The 21,480-nt window shown below is 31.5% G+C and carries 20 protein-coding genes, 1 tRNA gene and 1 pseudogene; 5 read left to right on the top strand and 17 right to left on the bottom strand.

Annotated features, from left to right (window positions below):
• Nucleotides 1-18 precede the first annotated feature (18 nt).
• Nucleotides 19-1,830, top strand: coding sequence for a TPR domain-containing glycosyltransferase (locus tag FDN13_RS11305; RefSeq protein WP_138980483.1), 1,812 nt, complete (start codon nucleotides 19-21; stop codon nucleotides 1,828-1,830).
• Here the strand turns inward: FDN13_RS11305 and FDN13_RS11300 are convergent.
• The 7 genes from FDN13_RS11300 to FDN13_RS11270 all read right to left on the bottom strand — a co-directional run bounded on the left by FDN13_RS11300 (nucleotide 1,827) and on the right by FDN13_RS11270 (nucleotide 8,230).
• Nucleotides 1,827-3,167: an MATE family efflux transporter gene (locus FDN13_RS11300; protein WP_371414822.1), complete on the bottom strand. Its 1,341-nt coding sequence runs from the start codon at nucleotides 3,165-3,167 to the stop codon at nucleotides 1,827-1,829. The two genes, FDN13_RS11305 and FDN13_RS11300, sit on opposite strands and share 4 nt — an antisense overlap.
• A gap of 50 nt (nucleotides 3,168-3,217) precedes the next feature.
• On the bottom strand, nucleotides 3,218-4,627 hold the full coding sequence (locus FDN13_RS11295) for a PLP-dependent aminotransferase family protein (protein ID WP_138980482.1): 1,410 nt from the start codon (nucleotides 4,625-4,627) through the stop codon (nucleotides 3,218-3,220).
• 51 nt (nucleotides 4,628-4,678) lie between these two features.
• Nucleotides 4,679-5,524, bottom strand: a complete 846-nt coding sequence (locus tag FDN13_RS11290) for a DegV family protein (protein ID WP_138980481.1) — start codon at nucleotides 5,522-5,524, stop codon at nucleotides 4,679-4,681.
• Nucleotides 5,525-5,598: 74 nt separating this feature from the next.
• Nucleotides 5,599-6,489, bottom strand: a complete 891-nt coding sequence (locus tag FDN13_RS11285) for a nucleotidyltransferase domain-containing protein (protein WP_168190153.1) — start codon at nucleotides 6,487-6,489, stop codon at nucleotides 5,599-5,601.
• 99 nt (nucleotides 6,490-6,588) lie between these two features.
• Nucleotides 6,589-6,828 (bottom strand): hypothetical protein, encoded by a 240-nt coding sequence (locus FDN13_RS11280; protein ID WP_138980479.1) that lies wholly within the window; start codon nucleotides 6,826-6,828, stop codon nucleotides 6,589-6,591.
• Between the two features lie 4 nt (nucleotides 6,829-6,832).
• Complete coding sequence (locus FDN13_RS11275; RefSeq protein WP_138980478.1) at nucleotides 6,833-7,492, bottom strand: hypothetical protein; 660 nt, start codon at nucleotides 7,490-7,492, stop codon at nucleotides 6,833-6,835.
• Nucleotides 7,493-7,561: 69 nt separating this feature from the next.
• Nucleotides 7,562-8,230: a hydrolase gene (locus FDN13_RS11270; protein ID WP_138980477.1), complete on the bottom strand. Its 669-nt coding sequence runs from the start codon at nucleotides 8,228-8,230 to the stop codon at nucleotides 7,562-7,564.
• A 142-nt stretch (nucleotides 8,231-8,372) separates the two neighbouring features.
• Between FDN13_RS11270 and FDN13_RS11265 the strand changes: the two genes are divergently transcribed.
• Entirely contained in the window at nucleotides 8,373-9,410 is a 1,038-nt protein-coding gene (locus FDN13_RS11265) for an alkaline phosphatase family protein (protein WP_138980476.1), read from the top strand.
• Nucleotides 9,411-9,438: 28 nt separating this feature from the next.
• On the opposite strand, the gene FDN13_RS11260 is transcribed toward FDN13_RS11265, so the two are convergent.
• The 3 genes from FDN13_RS11260 to FDN13_RS11250 form a co-directional block, all read right to left on the bottom strand.
• Nucleotides 9,439-9,514, bottom strand: a tRNA-Gln gene (locus tag FDN13_RS11260).
• A gap of 57 nt (nucleotides 9,515-9,571) precedes the next feature.
• Nucleotides 9,572-11,389, bottom strand: coding sequence for a GTPase HflX (gene hflX / locus FDN13_RS11255; RefSeq protein ID WP_138980475.1), 1,818 nt, complete (start codon nucleotides 11,387-11,389; stop codon nucleotides 9,572-9,574).
• A gap of 261 nt (nucleotides 11,390-11,650) precedes the next feature.
• Nucleotides 11,651-12,685, bottom strand: coding sequence for an IS30 family transposase (locus FDN13_RS11250; protein WP_138980474.1), 1,035 nt, complete (start codon nucleotides 12,683-12,685; stop codon nucleotides 11,651-11,653).
• Nucleotides 12,686-12,879: 194 nt separating this feature from the next.
• Here FDN13_RS11250 and hpt point away from each other — a divergent pair.
• Nucleotides 12,880-13,406: pseudogene (hpt, locus tag FDN13_RS11245) on the top strand (hypoxanthine phosphoribosyltransferase).
• 13 nt (nucleotides 13,407-13,419) lie between these two features.
• On the opposite strand, the gene yunB reads toward hpt, so the two are convergent.
• A complete protein-coding gene (gene yunB, locus FDN13_RS11240; protein ID WP_138980473.1) occupies nucleotides 13,420-14,079 on the bottom strand; it encodes a sporulation protein YunB in 660 nt (219 codons plus the stop codon).
• 165 nt (nucleotides 14,080-14,244) lie between these two features.
• Here yunB and FDN13_RS11235 point away from each other — a divergent pair, with 165 nt between their 5' ends.
• Entirely contained in the window at nucleotides 14,245-16,566 is a 2,322-nt protein-coding gene (locus FDN13_RS11235; RefSeq protein WP_138980472.1) for a transglycosylase domain-containing protein, read from the top strand.
• Between the two features lie 130 nt (nucleotides 16,567-16,696).
• Nucleotides 16,697-17,722, top strand: coding sequence for an ATP-grasp domain-containing protein (locus tag FDN13_RS11230; protein WP_138980471.1), 1,026 nt, complete (start codon nucleotides 16,697-16,699; stop codon nucleotides 17,720-17,722).
• 38 nt (nucleotides 17,723-17,760) lie between these two features.
• On the opposite strand, the gene FDN13_RS11225 is transcribed toward FDN13_RS11230, so the two are convergent.
• The 6 genes from FDN13_RS11225 to FDN13_RS14260 form a co-directional block, all read right to left on the bottom strand.
• Nucleotides 17,761-18,594: a phosphatidylglycerol lysyltransferase domain-containing protein gene (locus FDN13_RS11225; RefSeq protein ID WP_138980470.1), complete on the bottom strand. Its 834-nt coding sequence runs from the start codon at nucleotides 18,592-18,594 to the stop codon at nucleotides 17,761-17,763.
• Nucleotides 18,595-18,853: 259 nt separating this feature from the next.
• Nucleotides 18,854-19,414 carry a stage V sporulation protein AE gene (locus tag FDN13_RS11220; protein ID WP_207670884.1) on the bottom strand — a complete coding sequence of 187 codons (561 nt, stop codon included), beginning with the start codon at nucleotides 19,412-19,414 and terminating at the stop codon, nucleotides 18,854-18,856.
• An 11-nt stretch (nucleotides 19,415-19,425) separates the two neighbouring features.
• Nucleotides 19,426-19,782, bottom strand: a complete 357-nt coding sequence (gene spoVAE / locus FDN13_RS11215; RefSeq protein WP_138980468.1) for a stage V sporulation protein AE — start codon at nucleotides 19,780-19,782, stop codon at nucleotides 19,426-19,428.
• Between the two features lies 1 nt (nucleotide 19,783).
• Entirely contained in the window at nucleotides 19,784-20,800 is a 1,017-nt protein-coding gene (spoVAD, locus tag FDN13_RS11210; RefSeq protein WP_138980467.1) for a stage V sporulation protein AD, read from the bottom strand.
• A gap of 9 nt (nucleotides 20,801-20,809) precedes the next feature.
• Nucleotides 20,810-21,274, bottom strand: coding sequence for a stage V sporulation protein AC (gene spoVAC / locus FDN13_RS11205; protein ID WP_138980466.1), 465 nt, complete (start codon nucleotides 21,272-21,274; stop codon nucleotides 20,810-20,812).
• Nucleotides 21,275-21,278: 4 nt separating this feature from the next.
• Complete coding sequence (locus FDN13_RS14260) at nucleotides 21,279-21,422, bottom strand: hypothetical protein (protein WP_168190152.1); 144 nt, start codon at nucleotides 21,420-21,422, stop codon at nucleotides 21,279-21,281.
• Nucleotides 21,423-21,480: the final 58 nt, after the last annotated feature.

The following is a 21,480-nucleotide window of genomic DNA, read 5'->3' as shown; positions in this document are numbered from 1 at the left end:
CTTTATGGGGGGATATACTTGTCTATAAGTTTATGTATGATAGTTAAAAATGAAGAAGAAAACATTAAAAGATGCCTTGACAGCGTTTACGATATAGTTGATGAAATAATAATTGTTGACACAGGTTCTACCGACAGAACCGTTGAAATTGCCAAAAAGTACAATGCAAAAATATATAACTTTGAATGGAATAACAACTTTAGCGATGCAAGGAATTTTAGCCTTGATATGGCAAGTTGCGACTGGATACTTATTATGGATGCAGATGATGAACTTGAAAGAAAGGATAAGGATAAACTTATACTCCTGACAAAAAACGAAAATGTTAACGCATATTTTCTTCAAACTTTAAGCTATGTCGGCGAAAAGCCCGGACTTGATATTATAATGAACCTTAATATAAGGCTTATTAGAAATAAAATGGGTTATAAGTTCTATGGGGCAATACATGAACAGATTAAGCCAAATGATATGGATAAAAATAGAAAAGATGCAATCAAAGTTGAAAACATAAGATTTTATCACTATGGATATATTAACAAAACAGTTAAAGATAAGAATAAAAGAAAAAGAAATATGGAAATAATTGAAAAAGAGCTTCAAAGAGAACCTAATAATGGGTTTATGCTATTTAACATGGGTTCTGAATACTATGCCCTTGAAGATTATAAAAAGGCTTTAGAATATTATGAAGAAAGCTATAAGAGCTTTAACCCAAACCTTGGTTACACTCCAAAGCTTTTAATCAGAATGGCAAGCTGTTATGAACAGCTTGGAATATACGAAAAGGAGCTTTGGATAATTGAAAGTGGCTTAAGGCTATATCCTAATTTTACAGATCTTGAATTTTTAAAGGCAACAACCTATTTTAAACTTCAAAAATATACTCTTGCAATAAAATCATTAAATAAATGTATAGAAATGGGAGAAGCTCCTTCATATTTAAATTGTCTCCTTGGTGTTGGAACCTTTAGACCATACTTCCTTCTTTCAACAATATATTATTTAAATGGAGACTATGATGAGGCCTATAAATGCTGTATTGAAACATTAAAAATCCGCCCCAACTTTATGGATGCATTTTATAGGATTGCTGACATACTATTTGAACAGAAAAAGGATAGCTTTGAGATAAAATCTACACTTGAGAGCTTCTTTGATGGAAAGTTTGATGGAATATCCTATATAACCCTTTGCGATATATTCTTTTCAAAGGGCAAATATAACATTGCACTGGAATACATCTTAAAGGCTGAAGAATTTACAGAATATGAAGAGAGCATAAACTATTACAAAGGTCTGTGTCTTTTCTATCAAAAAAAATTCTATGATGCAAAGAAATGCTTTAAAATAATAAAATCAAATGAGAATTTTAAAAACAGCTTGTACTATATAATACTATGTGATGCACTAACTGGAAATATAGATGCTGCACTGAGGGCATTAAAAAAAGTTGAAGAATTTGATGATGGAAATAAAATAGTCGTATATAAAACTTTCCTCAATCTTATTTTAAACAAAAAATGTGATATTATATGCAGTGATAGAGAAGTATCAAAAAGCTATTTAAACCCCATATTCGAACTTTTATCTGTTCTATTAAAACTCCAACGATTTGATGAATTTGAAAAGACACTTGAAATGTTAAACTTAATTGAAAGCGATGAGGTACTTTTATTGCTTGCAAAACTATATTATAATAATGGATTTTATAAGCAATCCTACAAAGAATTTACAAGATCAATTAAAATATTTGATAAAATAGATGCTGAAGGACTCGATATGATGAGGAATGCTTTGATTATTATAAATAGTAATAGCAGAGCCTAATGCTCTGCTATTATATTCCACAAACTGCTTTTTCGATTAAAAAAATAAAGTATCATCAGCCCATCAAAAATCCATTGAATCGCTGTTACAACCCAAACATAGACTACATTTAGCTTTAGTATAAATATTACAACATACATAAGAGGAATTCTTATTATCCAGCTTGATATTAAAGATATTTTAAAAGGGGTTTTAGTATCCCCAGCCCCCTTCATTGCACCACCTAATATCATAGATATACCCATAAAAGGCTGTTCAATTGAAGCTACCATAAGGCACATACTTCCAAGAATTATAGTTTCTTTTTCCTTAATAAATATTCTAATCAATAAACCAGGTATTGTTAAAAATAAAATGGAACACAAAAGCATTATACCTGTTCCAAAAAACATAGATATATAAGCATATTCCCTTGCATTTTTATAGTCCTTAGCACCTATCCTTTGCCCTACAAGAGCAGTTGCTGCAACAGCAAATCCCCATCCTGGCATAAATGATATTGATTCTATTGTTGTTGTAATAGTATTTGCAGCAAAGGCAAGGGTTCCAATGTGCATTATAAAGGCAAGTGAGACAAGTCTACTTATATTAAAAGCAGCCTCTTGCATTCCAGAGGGAATTGCAAGCTTTATTATTTTAGACATGTAATCTCTGCTTACTCCCTTTAAATATTTAAATTTAATTTTAAAATCAGAAAAATATTTATAATATATTACAAGAAATATAAAACCTATTATATAAGCAGCTGTTGTAGCAATTGCTGATCCCATTATCCCCATCTCTTTAAATCCAAGCCTTCCATATATTAGTATCCAATCAAGGGATATAGTTACAATATTTATTATTACAGATACAATAAGTGGAGTTACAGTATTTCCAGTCCCTCTAAGTCCAGAGTTTAATATGCTGCATATCATGTTAAAAAAAGCTCCAATTGATACCATTCTCATAAATCTGCTTCCATGATAAAGAACTTCACCTTTAGCACCTGCAAGTAAAAGTATTTCCCTTGAAAAGGTACCAAGAACAATTGCTAATATACCTGAAACAATTCCTCCAATTAAAAGACCTTGGCTTATGTATTTTTCAGCCTTATCCTTCTCCCCTGCTCCTATCATCTGGGCGACCATAGTAGTAACACCAACGCTTATACCAACTGATATAAATATATTTGTAATCGTATATATAATTTCAGAGCTGAAGGATACTGAACTCACAGCAATATTTCCCCCATAATTCCCTACAAAGGCAGTATCTACTACCCACACCATCATGTACAAAATCATCTCTGCAACAGCAGGCAGGGCAATCTTCAAAACTTCTTTAATCTTTTGCAAAAAAATCCCCCCTTACAATGCTATGAAGATAAATTAACAATTTTTATAAACTAAACTTTATTTTTAACATCATAATAGGATTCCTTTAAAATTTTAATGGCCTCTTCTATTTTTTCTTCATCGGCACAGGCAAAACTTATTCTAAAATATTCAGTATCTCTCTCGTCCATATAAAAAATCCTTCCTGGAGAGATTAAAAGGCCTTTTTCCTTTGCTAAGCTTGATAGAATAATAGAGTCAACATCAGTTTTTGCCCAAATATGTATACCACCCATTGGCTCTTTAAATTCAACAAAGGGTGTTTCATATTTTAAATTATTTACAAGTACATCATATCTTCCTTTATATATACTCCACATTTTATTTAAATGATTCTGCCACTTACCTTTTCTTAAATATAAATCGAAGGCTCTTTGAATTAAACTTGATGTAGATATATCCGTATTATATTTTACAGCTGTAACCTTTTTGGTAATATATGATGGAGTTATTAAAAATGCAAGCCTTATCCCTGGCATAAATATTTTTGAAAAACTCTTTAGGTATATAACTCTTTCCTTGGCATCCATAGCCTTTATTGATGGATTTTTTTCACCATAAAACTTAAGCTCCGACAAATAATCATCCTCTAATATATAGGTGTTATATTTTTGTGCTAAATAAAGAAGCTGAAGCTTTTTCGATTGGCTATATGAAATACCCGTAGGATTTTGATAATTTGACATAATATATATAAGCTTTGGATTACATGATTTTAAAACTTGCTCAAGCTCTTTTATATTAATTCCATCCTCTTCAATAGGAACTTCTATTATACTGGCACCTCTTGATTTAAAAGCAGCAACTGCCCCTGTATAGGTAGGACTTTCAACAACAATAGTATCATTAAAACTAAGTAATGATTTTGATATAATATCTATCCCCTGCTGAGCTCCAGATATCACATGTATATTATTAAAATCACATGGGATATCATTATCCTTTAAATACTGCCTTATGCTTTCTCTCAATGGATAATAACCTTGTGATTCCTGATAAGCAAAAGCTAATCCTCTATCTCTATCAAGAACTTCATTTAAAACCTCTTTAAAGTCATCTACAGGAAAAAGCTCAGATTCAATATTCATAGATGAAAAATCTACTTTATATGGAGTTCTAATATGGCTAAAATTAACTTTTCGATCATCATTTATATATATATCATCTTTTTTGTTTCCTCTAACAAAGGTACCACTCCCTACCTTTGAATAGGCATATCCTTTTTGCTCAAGAAGCTTATATGCATTAACTATAGTTATATTATTTACTTCAAGCTTTTTAGACAGTTCCCTTATAGCTGGTAGCTTTTCATCTGCTTTAAATGCTCCATTTTCTATTAGATTTTTTATAGCTTCATAAACCTGAAGATATAAAGGTTCATCAGAATTTTTATCAATTTCAATCGATTCATAGATTTTCATAAAAATCACCCTATTTTCTTATTTTATAGTAAAAAAGAGCTGTTTCCAGCTCTATTTTCTTAAAAAGAATACTGATGTTGTCCCACTTCCAACATGGCTTCCTATTGCAGCACCAATTTCCGATATAACAAACTCTTTAGCACCAAAAGTTTTTTCAATCTCTTCCTTTAGCTGCATACAAAGCTCTTTATCTCGTGCAAAGTTCATGCCTATAACTTGATTTTCTAAGTTATACCCTCTTTCTTTCATTGTATCTATCATCTTTTTAATAACAGCCTTTTCTCCCCTGACTTTATCATAGGGAACAATATAACCGTCATCAAATTGCAAAATAGGTTTAACATTAAGAAGAGTTCCTATAACTGCCTGAGAAGTAGAAATTCTTCCTCCCTTTTTAAGCATATCAAGATGCCCTACTGCAAATATATGTTCCATTCTATCTCTCATATATATTACTCTTTCTACAATTTCATCTACGCTTTTCCCTTGCTTTACCATAAGGGCAGCTTCTCTAACTATGAGCCCATACCCAACAGATGCTCCTTTAGAATCTATAAGAGTAATATCATCACTTCCAATTAAATCCTTTGCTACACAGGATGATTGATAAGTACCACTAAGCCTTGAGGAGAAAGATATTGAAATTATATGATATCCTTCATCTAAGAATTTTTTAAATTCATCAGTAAATACAGCTGGAGGAATTTGCGAAGTTTTAGGAAGGCCATCAAACTTATCAAGTTTATCGTAGAATTCTTTTGTAGTTATAGTAACCCTATCCTTAAATTCCTCTTGACCAAAATTAACTGTCATAGGTATCATATACACATCAAGTTCATTTAGGTAATCCAAATCCAAATCACAAGCACTATCAGCAATTATTTTAATCTTTCCCATTATACCCCTCCCCTTTATATGGCTTAACTTAGTCCATATTTATTATACAACAAATTTTAAGATACTAACAAATATTATTCCACATAATAAACCAACTCATCAATTAAATATTCCTCTCCATAGGTGGTATAATGCCTTGTAGTTTGCTTAATAATGTTCTTTGCACATAAAGCTTCAAGAAGCAAATTTAAATCTCCATCTATATGTTTAAAATCTTTATTTGCCTTAATATCTTCAATAGAACATGGTTCCTTTTTATCCTTAAGATATTCAATTATAGGAATTGATATATTTTCGATATTTAAATCTATAAACTTCTCTGAAACATAAAGCATTCTATCAATCTTTTCCTTAACTGAAGAATTTGTATTAATAAAGTTAAACAGTTCATCTATTTCACTGTTCATATTTACTGCTAAAGATAATATATCCTTATCAGTTATATGCCCTTTCATACTCATTAAAAGCCTTGCATAATTTTTTAAAATTTCAAAACTCCACTGATATGATGTTTCAATTTTCCCTACAACTTTATACTTTTTAGTATAATGAATACTTGTTAAAAGATTTGAAAGTATTTCTATATTTCTTATATCTCTGTCCCTATCCCTATAAAATTTAGCCGATAGATGTATATTTTTTATATCTTTATCAACACAATACACAAGCCTTCCTGCAAAAAAGGTCTTGTGAAATGTTCCTCCTTTTAATATACTTTTATAGGAATCAATAAATACATCTTTTGATATATAATTTATATGTATTGGTACTCCATTAACTTTGCTGTAGATACTTTGAGCTTTGTTTTGCTCCTTTGTTATGACTAAAAAGTCTATATCAGACTCCTCCCATATATCTCCATAAATAATACTTCCATAAACTACGACAGCAACAACGCTTTTGTTCTTCTTTAATTTTTCTTCAACTATAGAATATGCCTCTTGATATTCTTTAACATTTAGCACTCTCACCACCCCGTTTCCAATTAAATTAAATTTTATTATATCAAATTAAAATCTCAATTACAAACAAATATAATAAAAATGGCACAGAAATTGTGCCAGCTATTCTTCTATATTTCTTATTTTAACAACCTCTTTGTTCCCACAAAAAGGACATATACAATAATGTGAACAAATATTAGCTGAATCTCCATCATTTAAATCTGTCAGCTGGTAGCTAAGATATGGCGAATAATCATCATAATAATTCTCAACCCTATCAAGTAACTCCATCTTTCCTCCACATAAGCTGCAATTTTTTACATAGTCGTAAAGCCCATTGCAAACAGGACAGATATACATATCTTCATCTCCTTCGTTTAATAATCTTTATAATTGCAGCTACAACTACTATAATTCCCGCAATCAATAGTAGAGTTTTACCTGGGCTAAAAAAATATTTTACTCTTAAATATATATAAGGAAATGAAAGTATATCGATTATACCAAACTTTTCCTTCTCACCAATCGCAAGAGCATACTTTCCTCCTCTATCGTAAGAATATATAGCTACATAATAGTCTCCACTTTCAGGTATTTCACCTCTTATGCTCTGGGCTTTATAATAAGCAGTTTGGGTAAATTTTTCATAAAAATATTCCCTTTGCCCTGGAGGAAGAACTATAGCTCCATAACTTTCTGGTAACGTAAAGGGGAGCACTGCCTTTTCCTTAATTCCTTTACCTATTAATGCAATGTAAGGCTTAAAATCCTCATTACCTTTTATAACTGGTATTGTCATTTGTATGAAAAAAGTGTCTTTTTCTTTTGCATTGAACTTTACAAAATCTACATCCTGTTTTGTTTGAAGCTGTCCATATATAGCATAGGAGATTATATGGTTTGGTACAACCGAAGGATTAGCAAAATTCAAATCCTTTATTTCAAATATAGGTTTGTGAGCATAAGCTGGAACTACAAACAAAAGCAATAGAATAATTGTAAAAGTCAATATTTTTTTACTCATTTTAAATCTCCTGCTGATATATTATATAAATAATATATTCAGTTAATGATTATTTAATACATTTATTAATCAAAATGTCCTTCTATACCTTTCCATAATCTCTTTAAATATATCAGCAGTTGTTGGAGGGGTATAAGAAATAGCATTGGCCCCCGCCATTATTGTTTCTCTTATGCTTTCTTCAGTTGTTCCTCCTGTTGCTATTATAGGAACCTCTGGAAATTGCTCTCTTATTTTTCTTACAATCTTTGGTGTGTTTTTGGCTCCAGACACATTAAATATTGAAGCCCCTGCTTCAATTCTTGCCTTAAAATCTTCATTTTCAGAAACAACAGTTACTACAATAGGTATATCAATCGCTTTTTTCATTGCCTTTATTGTTTCATTAAGAGTTGGAGCATTTACAACAACTCCTATTGCACCTTGAAATTCAGCATCAAGTGCAAGGTTTACAACCCTTTTGCCAGTTGTTATTCCCCCACCTACTCCACAAAATACAGGAACATTAGCTGCCGTCATAATAGAATGGGTTATTATAGGTTGAGGAGTAAATGGATATACTGCAATTACTGCATCAGCATTAGTATTTCTTATTATTGCAACATCAGTTGTAAATACAAGGGATTTTATTCTCTTACCAAATATAATTATACCGCTTGCCTCTCTTATAATTGAAGGCACTTCTATTATATGACTTCTAAGGGAAGTTTTTATTTCAGGTATATATTTATTATTCATGTTATTTATCCTCCATACTAATCAAGTCATATTATTAAAGGACTTTAACATAAGTTATTACAAAATCTGTTAACAAATAATTATTCTATCATTCTCATATTTAATCTGCTTTTGCAAATATTATAAATATGGAGATGGTATAATGACAGTAAAATTTTATTCTATTTGTTTTGCATTATATCTTTATATTACCTCTACTTCAATATTCAACTATGAAGGAAGCCTGTATAACCTAAAAACCGCCCCTGTTCCCTCAAAAAATAAAGTATGTCTTATTATTGTTGATGGACTAAGATATGACTACGTCCCATATATGCAATTTATTTCTTATTGTATTAAAAATAAGAAAGCTCTTTTATATAAGTCCATATCAGGTATACCATCCTATTCACGTCCTGGATATGAAAGAATTTTAACAGGAAGTGAAACTTCAATAAACGGTATTTCAAGTAATGAAAATAAAATATTATCTTTAACCCCAAATCTATTTTACCTTTGTAAATTAAAAAAACTTACTACTTCCTGCTCTTCCTATTATTGGATCAAAGAACTTTATCCCTTATTTATAGATTATGAATATTTTTATTATTTTAATGATGGCTTAACCTTTAGTATAGCAGAAGAATTTATCAAAAATTATAAACCAGACTTTATTGTAATTCATCCTATGAAAGTAGATACTGCAGGTCATAGGTATGGTGCAAAATCTTTAGAGTATATAGAGGCTACAAAGAGCATTGATTTAAGCATAAAAAAAACCTGGGATTTAATAAAAAATGATAACTATACTATGATAATTACTTCCGACCATGGCCACAAAAATGAAGGTGGACATGGTGATGAATGTGAAGATTGTGTTAATACACCTTTTATAATCATTAGCAGTTATCTTGATAATATACAGCTAAGTAAACCTAAAAACAGCATAAATCAAACTGACATTGCACCAACAATTTGTGATTTACTTGGAATATCCAAAACTATATATATGACAGGAAAATCATTAATTAAAAATGATGATATATCTGCAATAAGAAAAGCCTTCGCTTATCATGATGTAAAAAACTTTAAAGATTTTTTTTATTTCACATCTATTTTAACATATATAATTCTTTCATTCTATACAGTAATATATTTTTCATCTTTTATAACTGTAATAAAAATACTAAAAAGAGAATAAAAAAGGACGGCTAAAAGCCGTCTTCTAATGGCTGCCGAGGTAGGACTCGAACCCACGGAGTGCCTGATCCAGAGTCAGGTGCCTTACCACTTGGCGACTCGGCATCATTATCTTGAACATCTATTATTATATATACTCTTTCAAAAACAGTCAAGAACTTTTTAATTTAAAATAGTATTTATTGAATAATTTTTTACTCTTCCAAATACATCCTTTGTAGTTTTAATATCAACATATATCCCATCCTCTTTATATTCTTCCTTTTCAACACAATTGTTGTCATGTAGATAAGATATTACTTTTGTATCGCTATAGGGAATAAAAAGCCTTGCTTTAATAAATTCTTTATAAACCTCATCCTCTATCCTTTGAAGAAGAAGGTCAAGATTAATTGCTTTTACTGCTGATATTTCAATTCCATCGCTGTATTTGCTTCTTAAAAATGAAATAGTATCTTTATCTGTTACATCAATCTTATTAAATGCAAGTATTACTTTTTTATTACCTGCACCTATTTCATTTAATACTGAATTCACAGTTTCAATTTGTGCCTGGGCATTTTTATTAGATGCATCTACAACATGAACTATAACATCACTATATATAACCTCTTCAAGAGTTGATTTAAAAGCCTCAATTAGTTCATGGGGAAGCTTTCTTATAAATCCAACAGTATCCGATAAAAGAACATCCTTGCCTGATGGAAGCTTTACAAGCCTTGTTGTTGTATCAAGAGTAGCAAAAAGCATATCAGCTTCAAGTACTTTTTCCTTATCAATACCAAATAACTCACAAAGCTTATTTCTTAAAGTTGACTTCCCTGCATTAGTATACCCAGCAAAGGATACAACAGGGATTTCGTTAGATTTTCTTCTTTCTCTTTGAAGGCTTCTTGTTTTCTTTATATCTTCAAGTTCCTTTTCAAGATCATATATCCTGTTTTTAATATGTCTTCTGTCTATTTCAAGCTTCTTCTCTCCTGGTCCCCTTGTTCCTATTCCTCCTCCTGTTCTTGATAAAACCCCACCAAGTCCTATGAGCCTTGGTAATCTGTATTTTAGCTGTGCAAGTTCAACCTGTATTTTACCTTCTCTTGAAACAGCCCTTTGAGCAAAGATGTCAAGTATTAAAGTTGTTCTATCAATTACTTTACATCCTATAATCTCTTCTAAATTCCTTACCTGAGCACCACTTAGTTCATCATCAAATATTATGGTATCAGCCATAAGGCTCTGCCTTAAAAGAGCTATTTCCCTTGCTTTGCCACTACCTATATAATATGCAGCATCAATTTTATCCCTATTTTGAATTGCCTTATATACAACATGTGCTCCTGCAGTTTTGGCAAGTTCCTCAAGTTCATTTAACGACTCTTCAGGAGTATATAGGTCATTACTTGCTACTCCAACAAGAATTACCCTTTCTTTTTTATCACTTTCAAGTACATGTACCTTGTCATATAAGCCTTTCTCTATGTTTTGAATCATATCAATAACGTCTACACATTCAATTTGATTTGCAGGATATGGACCCTCAATAAAAACTTCATCCTTCACTTTACCTTCCTGAGTTTTTAAATATCCAAAGGAAAACTCAAAGGGCTTATCATCGGCAGTATTTATTGCTACCATACAATCAAACCTCATGCTTATAAGTGCTGTAACATCAACAGATGATAGCATAGCCTCACCTGATGGATGAGTATGAATACATCTTATACCTGAAAGTCCTAATTCGTTTCTTTTTTCTGAAAGTGCTTCAAGACTAACAGTCCCACTATCTCCTATACCAACGTCTATAACCTTTCCCCTTCTGTTTATATATACAGATATCTCTCTGTTTATTTCAGAAGATATTCTGCATATTACATTCATTATATCAAAAGGCACTAAAAGATTTTTATCACATTCAACCTCATAAAGTTTTTCAAGTTCCTCAATGTATATCTTTTTAATTCCCTCAATATTTCCTCTTATCATAGCATCATCTCCTTTGCATTTATATTATACAACATGCTTAAAAAATCTAAAATCCACTTAAATTGCAATAATAAATGCAACACTCTGTGAAAAATCATGTAGTATAAGGACTAAAAATAGTCAAAATAGCCTTAAATCCATCTTAATTATCAATCTATATGTCACGCAGGGGTATGTCAAGGGCTGCGTAGCAGGCGTAGCTTTACCCTTGACATACCACAAGTGGCATCTACAATATTCATAATATGATTTAGGCTATTTTTAATAATTCCTCGTAAAAAATTTTTCAGGAGTTTTGTAATTTAGTAATTTTCGTGGGAGTGTATTCATCCAATTTTGAATTCTTTTAATGGTATCAATAGATATATCCTTTATACTCTTTCCCTTAGGGATAAAACGACGTATAAGACCATTATGTCGTTCGTTAGTTCCTCTTTCAAAAGAAGAAAAGGGATGGGTATAATATACCTCAACATCATATTTTTTAAGAATGAATTGTAAATTACTAAATTCAACTCCATTATCTGCCGTAATACTCTTGAAAATCTTTTTAAAATTATCCTTATATACTTCCATAAGTCTCTTTATAGAATCATCAACAGACTTAGCATCTTTATTATCTAAAAGCATTATTATTTCATAACGGGATTTACGTTCTGTTAAAGTTAAAAGAGCTTTATCGCCTGATTTTTTACCTATAACAGTATCTATTTCCCAATGTCCAAATTCTTGACGAGAATTAATTTGTTCAGGCCTTAAATCAATACTTTTACCTAAAAGGCGTTTGTTCTCCCTAATTCTTTTCTTTTTAGGTTTTAAATGTGTTTTTAAAGGTAAATCTATATTACGTATAGATAAAAATCCTCTATCAATATAGTTATATAAGGTCTTAGTTGAAACAATGAACTCATCTTTCCAAGAAGGATCAGTTTTGCAATAACCAACGACAGTATCAACAGACCAATTATTTTTACGGATTTTTTCTTCTGCAAATTTTATAAAGGTTTCTACTTTAGCCAATTTAATTTTTGCTCCGCAATTTGAGCGGTGATTTTTATAGACAGCTTGCCCAGTTTCAGGGAAATAACTTGAATAATAAGATAAATCACTTTTTAATTGTGATACAGTACCACGTTTAATTTCACGGCTTATAGTACTTGGACTTCGTCCTAATTTTTTAGCAATATAACGAATACTTTTACCTTCTTTAAGCAAGGCAAAAATTTCTCCACGTTCATAAGATTTCAGATGTTTAAAAGAACGTATAGGTGTGTTATAATTATTTTTATGAACCATAGTGAAAACCTCCTGTATGTTTGGATTTGTCACCTATATCATACATGATTTTCACTATGGTTTAAATATTTTTTACCTGTTGCATTTAATTATACAATGAATCAAATCTAAAATCCAATTCTTAATTGTTGACAAAATACCATCAATATTTTATCCTAATTTTAAGCAAAGGCAAAATGAAGGGAGTAGGATTAATGGAAGGTAAAAAAGAAAACATACTTATATCAGCTGATGAAATATCTGAAAAAATAGTAGAAGTTGCTAAAACAATATCAGAAGACTATAAAAACAAAAGCTTTATATATTATCATTACTTCGTGGTAGTTTTATATTTACTGCTGACCTTGTTAGAAAAATAGACATTCCCTTAATGATTGGTTTTATGGCTACTTCAAGCTATGGCCACAGCGAAACATCATCAGGTACCGTTAAAGTAGTACAAGATGTTTCAGATAATATAGAAGGATATGATGTTTTAATAGTTGACGATATAATAGATACAGGAATTACTATGAAATTCGTAAAGGAATACCTTAAAAAGTATAATCCAAACAGTATAAAATGCTGTGTACTTTTAGATAAACCTGAAAGAAGAAAAGTAGATATTGTTCCAGACTATAAATGTTTTACTATTCCAGACGTTTTCGTTGTCGGATATGGACTTAACTATGGAGATTATTATAGAAATAAGCCTTATATATTCAACTGGGAAGAAAAATAAAGCCTAAATGGCTTTATTTTTTTATAATATCATCTAATTTGGTTCCTTCTATGTTTGCATAAGTGTTAGGAACCTTTCCAACGATTATGCTTTCAGCTATTGGTATATTAGAGGTTACTGTTACCACATTCCTTGCAAGAGGTATTACAACTTGAATAGTTGAGGTAACATCAAGATAAACAATATGTCTTGTCTGGTTTATACCTGCTGCCTGAAACTCTGAACGATAGCTTGTAACAACTGAACCTACAGGCTGCATTTTAAAGGTAATTTTAGGACCATAGTATGCAAATAAATCGTTTTTAGCAAGAACCCCAAGGGGAATTTTGACTCCCCTTACTCCTATACTTTGTATCCTTTTTTGTACCGATAAGGCTACATCTGAACCTATCCTGTTTAGTTCTACAGTATTTGCCTGTATCATAACGATATTCCCATCCTTATCGGTCTTTATATTCATAATATCATCATAAGATATTTTACTCCCAAATTCTTCTCTTATTGTACCGTTTATAGTTTCCATTGCAATTATTCTTGCCTCTGCATCACAAAGAGCCATCATGACAGGCTTAAGCTCTTTATCGAGCTTATAGAATATAAATAATATGAATGCAAATATAATAATTAAAAATGCTATACTTTTAATTTTTCTCTTTTTAAAGGGTGCATTCATAAAATCCCCCCTTCTTATTATTTTATGCTTTAAAAATAGGTTTTGTTACAGAATAATATGGTTTAATATACCAAAGAATTTTTTATTATTTATAAAATATGATATAATGTATAAAAAAGCTATAGGGCCTTATATTTGTACAACCATACTTAAAGGAGGTCAATTATGGAACAGGAAAGCAGAAGAAAGAGAAAAAAAGTAAAGAAAAAAGGCTCTGGTATTGGTAAAAAATTCCTCATTATTATATTAATAATCATCCTGTTATCAACAGCTGCTGCAACAGGTGCTGTAATTGCTGTACTTAAATCAGCTCCTACATTAAATACAGATATAATAAACAATTTAAAGCAAAGCAGCAAGATATATGACATGAATGGAAAATATATCGAGGATTTTTCAGGAAGTGAAAACAGAAATGTAGTACCATTAAAGCAGATACCTAAGAATCTTCAAAATGCATTTGTTGCTATTGAAGACGAAAGGTTTTGGACTCACCATGGAATTGATATAAAAAGAATATTTGGAGCACTATGGTATGATATAAAAACTATGTCAAAGGCTCAGGGAGCATCTACAATAACTCAACAGCTAATTAAAAACTATGCTTTATCACCTAAAAAGAATATAACAAGAAAGATTCAGGAAGCTTATCTTGCAATACAACTTGAAAGGCAATTAAGCAAAGAACAAATACTTGAAGCTTACCTTAATACAATACTTCTTGGAAATAATACTTGGGGTGTACAGGCTGCTTCTATGCTTTACTTTGGGAAAGATGTAAGCCAGCTTAATCTTGCAGAGTGTTCATTGCTTGCAGGAATTACTCAAAACCCATCTAAATATAACCCCTATAGCAAGAAAAATACCGAAAACCCAAAGGATCTTTTAGATAGACAGAAAACTGTGCTTTCAAAGATGCTTGAACTTGGATATATTACAAAGGATGAATATGATTCAGCATTAAATTATAAGCTCAAATTTCAAAGCAAACAAACAGCAATGTCTATGAAATACCAGTGGTTTATTGAACCTGCAATAGAACAGATTGCAAAGGACTTTGCCGAAAAATACGGTATGACTGAAAGTGAAGCAAAGCAAAAGCTTAGAATAGGTGGATATAATATTTATTTAACAATTGACACAAATATACAAGAGGTTGCCCAATCAGTTATAGATAATGACAAATACTATAGCAATCTTAAGCTTAGCAAAGACTTACAATATTATTCAGCTGATGGTAAATCAAAATCAATTGTGCAACCTCAGGCAGCAGCTGTTATATTTGATTACAAATCTGGAGAAGTAAGGGCTATTGTAGGAGGGCGTGGTGCCCATGATCTAATGTCACTAAATAGAGCAACAGAAGTTGCAAGACAGCCCGGTTCTTCAATAAAACCTCTTGCAGTATATGGTCCTGCTATAGATACAAAGCTTGCAACGGCAGGAACTGTAATAGAAGATTCTCCTATGCCATCGGACTTTGTTAAAGCAAATAAGGGCTGGGATCCTAAAAACGCAGATGGTAAATTCAGAGGATATATTACAATACGAGATGCTATAAAGCACTCAGTTAACCTTGTTGCTGTAAAACTTCAGCTTCAAGTTGGTGTTAACACATCAATCAATTATCTTCAAAATAAATTTCATATAACAACCATTAAAAATGATGATAAAAATACAGCAGCAATGGCACTTGGAGGTATGACAGAAGGAGTTACTCCTTATGAGATGGCTGCAGCCTATGGTGTATTCGGAAATGGAGGAATTTATTCTGAACCAATAATGTATACAAAAGTAACTGATAGGAATGGAGATGTAATACTTGAGAAGACTTCTGAACAGTCGAAGTCTTTATCTCCCCAAGCTGCATATATAATGACTGATATGTTAAAAGGAGTTTTATCAGCTGGTGGAACAGGAGCATCAGCAAACCTTGGTGCAATGCCTGCTGCAGGTAAAACAGGTACTGCAAGCGACAACACAAATGCATGGTTCTGTGGATTTACTCCTTACTATTCCGGTGCAATATGGATAGGTCATGATCAGCCAAAGGTTAAAGTTACAAATCTTACAAGTTCTCTTGCTGCAAGAATGTGGGGAGACATAATGAAACAAGTTCACAAAAATCTTGATGTAGTTGATTTCCAAGTTCCATCTGGAATAGTAAAAAGTGAAATATGTATAGATTCAGGAAAGGCTCCCTCTGATATATGTGCACAAGATCCAAGAGGTTCAAGAATAAGAAGTGAGCTATTCATCGATGGAACTCAACCTGTTGAAATATGTGACATTCATACAACTGCAGATATAGATATTAGAACTGGTAAACTTGCATCTTGGGATACGCCTTCAGAATATATCAGTAGAAAAGTATTTATTAAAAGGGATGCAAAATCAAGGGCTACCCTTTTAGATGATCCTTACGTACTCCCGACAGAACTTATTAATCAAATTAATGAATCTGGAACACCAATTGCCACACCATAGGACTATAAAAGCAAAAAAGTAAATGGTTTTATTATGATTACAGTTGGGATTTGTCAAGAAATAGACTATTATAAGAGTTTCTTGCCAAATCCCTGCTTTTACTTTAAACATACATTTTGGAGGAAATTCTATGAACTTAAAAGTATTATGGACAATATCAGACAGTATGGGCACAATATCGGACTTAAAAATGCTAAAGAATATTAATGATATTAATATAGATATAGTTACAGCTGATAGGAAAAATAAAAATTCCTTAGGCTTTTCAATATCTGATAAGAAATATATAGTACCTAATGGAGAAGCCCCAGATTATATAGAAAAAATAAAAGTTATTTGTCAAAATGAAAGAATTACTACTTTAATACCACAATACGGTGATGAATTAGTTCCATTATCAAAAAACATTCCAATATTTGATAAATTAGGAGTAAAAATAATAGTAACACCTGATACTGAAAAGCTTAGTATTGCAAATAACAAGAAAGCCTTATATGATTATTTTGCTTGTTGCGATTTCATACCTGAATATATATGTGTATCTACATTGGATGAAATTGAAAAAGCTATACAAAACCTTGGGTATCCTGACAAAACAGTATGTATGAAGCCTGCATCTTCTGAAGGTAGTAAAGGATTCTATATAATAACAGATGAAAAGGTTGATATTTTAAACGAAGGGCTAAACACTAAAATATCTTGGAAAATGTTAAAAAGTTACTTGAAACATTACAATGATATTCCAGATATTCTCGTTATGGAATACTTGCCAGGCGATGAATATAGTGTGGATTGTGTTTGTAAAGATGGCGAAACAATTGTTACTATTCCCCGACGTAGAGTAGAAACATCTATGGGAGTAGCAGTTAAATCTATTATAGAAAAGAATGAGGAAATAATTGATATATCAAAAAGAATAATTAAAGCTTTAAACCTTTCTTATAATATAAATATACAGTTTAAATATGCACAGGACGGTAAACCAAAGCTAATCGAAATAAACCCTAGGGTATCAGGTTCATTGGTTGCTAACCTTGGTGCAGGCGTAAATATGTTAGAATTATCTTTAAAGTTAGCTTATAACTTACCACTGCCATCAATAGATGTAAAATGGGGCTCAAAAATGATAAGATATTGGGATCAGATGTATATTTAATTTCATTATAAAAAGGAAGGTTTACCTTCCTTTTTATTCTATAGATGAAAATTAGGATATGCAGAATACTTTACAAGAAGAGCATAAGGATTGTACCTCTCTTTAAACCTTCTAAGTCCGGGTAAGCCCATATCATCCTCCTTGTTAATAAATTCAACATCCATATTTTTAGACATCTCATTTATCATATATGCATGAACTCCCCTGTGGCTATTATTAGTAAGTTCTACATGGGAAATGGCCATATTGTCAGATATTATTTCATATATATTGTATGCATTAATATCGCTGCCATTCCATACTATGCCTCCCTTTAAATTAAACTCCTCTATACAATCAAGTATTTTTAAAGTAGGCTGCACAACATCAGTTCCAGCATAGTATTTCAGTGTAAATTCTTTACATTTTTCAATGTTATTAACTATATCACAGCTATAAATTGGAGTATTTGTTTTTAGATAATTTGCAACATTGTTCCTCTGCTTTTGAAACTTCGGACCTTCATAAGTAGATAAAGCCAAGTTAGAGTAAATGTAGTCAAATGAATTTCTATCTTCCTTTATTTTAAAATTCATAGCTTTAAATATTTCAATATGGCTAACTGGTATCTTTGTAAAATGAGGTTTAATCTTTTGCCTTTGACAGTATTTTAAAATAAGTTTTATACCATATTCCGTATCACCCAAGGGCATATAGAAAGAGGGCTTTTGAGCTCCTGAGTGTATAATTATTGTCCTATCATCATGATATATTTTTAATTTGTATAGCTCACTGTACATATAAATATATGAAAATACATAATCTGAACTTATATATTCAATATTCTTAAAAAGCTCCTTATCCTTTATAGATATTTCCCTAAACAACAACATTACTTCCCCCTATCCTACCTTGATTTATTGCAAAATACCATTTTAAATGCTTCTATTTCTAAATAATGTTCTCCATTTTTAAACTTTTTTTCACAAGAACACAAAAAACTCATTAGAACTACATATTATATACCCCAATATAGTATTATAACACTTTGAGTTAACTTCAAGTCAATATGAATCTATGATTTAAATAACAAGTAAACTAAATATAAAAAGGGCAAATGCCCTAATAATAAATTTCAAATTATTTCTTTTCTTATTCTATATTTTTTCTATTCTCTAATATCATTTCCATAGCTTTTGTAATTATAGGAGCACCAATATCGGTATCATCATATCCATCCATTTTCCCTATATCTCCTATTCCTATTATTAAAGGTACCTTAACTTTATTTAGTACATCAACTGTATCTCCTTTTACAATCTTATCTTTTTTTTCAATTCCATGTTTGTCTACTGCATTTTTAGTTACTTTACCATTTCTATCTATAGAGTAATCAACTTTTATGCCAGTAACTCCATTTGTATTAGATGCCACAGCAATAACACCTAATACTTCTATATCATCACATTTTAAAATATATTCCATTGCCTCCTCCCCACTCCCTTTGTTTGTATTTCCTCTGTCATCAACCATTACAACAACAGGATCATTTTTTGCCTGTTTTATATATTCAACTATCTCCTCCCCACTAAGGAGTGTAGGATTACCTGCTGACCTTGATATACACCTTCCTCCTATATTAGCAGTTGCAATTTCAACTGCCTTTTTAGCACATAAATCTCCATCAGTAACTAATATAACTTTTCTTTTCATAATTTATACTCCTATTTTTTCATTTTAGGACTAAATATTATAGCCATTATATAACCAAAAAATACCGCTGCTGCAATCCCTGCTGCAGTACCTGTAACACCTCCTGTAAAAGCCCCTATAAGCCCATACTCATCTACTCCTTTAAAAGCTCCTTTAGCAAGTGAATAGCCAAATCCAGGGAGAGGAACTGTAGCACCTGCTTTACCATATTTTACAAGAGGCTCATAAAACCCAAGTGCTCCAAGTATAACTCCTAAAGTTACAAAGGCAACAAGTATTCTTGCAGGAGTTAGTTTAGTTTTATCCATAAGTATTTGTCCTATTACACAAATAAAGCCTCCAACTATAAAGGCCCTAATATAATCCATATCATACACTCCTTTCAATTGTAACTGCATGAGCTATGCCAGGAATAGACTCTCCCTGTTGGCTGCTTGTTGGACTAAGCAATGCACCCGTTGATATTAGGAGTATCTTTTTAAATTTACCTTCTTTTAATGCCCTGTAAAGATATCCACAAAACACAACAGCTGAACAACCGCATCCACTCGCTCCTGCATGAACATCTTGATCAGAAAGATCATATATCTCAACTCCACAGTCTGTATAAATGCCTGAAATATCATAACCTCCTTTTTTAACAAGCTCAACTGCAAGCTCCTTGCCAACTTTGCCAAGATCCCCAGTTATAATAAGGTCATAATCTGAAGGTTTAAATCCTGTATCTTTAAAATGCCTTAATATTGTATCAGCAGCTGCAGGTGCCATAGCTGCTCCCATGTTATTGGCATCCTTAACCCCAAAATCTAATACTCTTCCAGTAGTAGCATAAGTTATATATGGGCCATCACCTTTAGATGATAAAAGAGCTGCACCTGCCCCTGTAACTGTCCACTGTGATGTTGGAGGCCTTTGTCCCCCATATTCAAGAGGAAATCTGTACTGTCTTTCTGCAGATGCAAAATGACTTGATGTTGCAGCAATTACATAATCTGCATATCCACCATCTATAACTATAGCAGAAAGGCTTAATGATTCTGTCATTGTAGAACAGGCACCATAAAGTCCAAAGAAAGGTATCTGAAGTTCCCTTGCTGCAAAACTTGATGATATTATTTGATTTAAAAGATCTCCTGAAAACATATAATCTATATCTTCTGGGTGAAGATTTGCTTTATTTATAGCAAGCTTTACTGCTTCCCTCGTCATCTTACTTTCTGCCTTTTCCCAAGATTTTTCACCGTATAAATCATCACTTAAAACAACATCAAAATACTCTCCAAGAGGTCCTTGCCCTTCTTTAGAACCAGTTATTGTAGCTGTTTCTATTATAGATGGTGGATTATAAAACTTTATAGTTTGAACACCAATTTTTTTTACAGCCATCTTTTCACCTCATTTTGCAAAATACTTTATGAAATAATATATTATTCCAACAATTACTGAGGAAGAAATGCCATATACAAGTACAGGCCCTGCAATTATAAACATCCTTGCGCCTACTCCAAGTATATATCCTTCCCTTTTAAACTCCATTGCAGGCGAAACAATAGAATTTGCAAAACCTGTAATAGGCACTATTGTACCTGCTCCTGCGTATTTTGCAATATTATCATAAATTCCTAAACCAGTTAAAAATGCCCCAAGAAATACCATCACAGTAGCAACATAATATCCTACATTTTCTTGTGGTACTCCAAGGGATAGAAATAAATTCATAAAAAATTGTCCAACATCGCATATAAGACCTCCTATTACAAAGGCATAAATACAATCTTTTATAATAGAAGACTCAGGATTATTTTTATCTACCATATTTTTAAACTCTTCACTTAATCTTTTCTCTAACTTTTTTTCCATAGTATCACCTGCTATCCCTAATTTTTTCATTATCCCCAACCAACCCCGATGCTAAATCTACCTTTACCTTACCATAATCATATCTTGAATTTTTGTCTTCTATTTGTTTTATATTAGAAATATCTTGCCTCTTTGACTTGTAAAACATAAAACCACCTCCACTATCTATAGTTTCCCATAAAAATGCTTATTTAATACAAAAAACC

This window comes from Caloramator sp. E03, assembly GCF_006016075.1.
Lineage (GTDB): Bacteria > Bacillota > Clostridia > Clostridiales > Caloramatoraceae > Caloramator_B.
The sequence above is the reverse complement of the archived record's forward strand: the minus strand, read 5'-3'. Positions and strand labels throughout refer to the sequence as shown.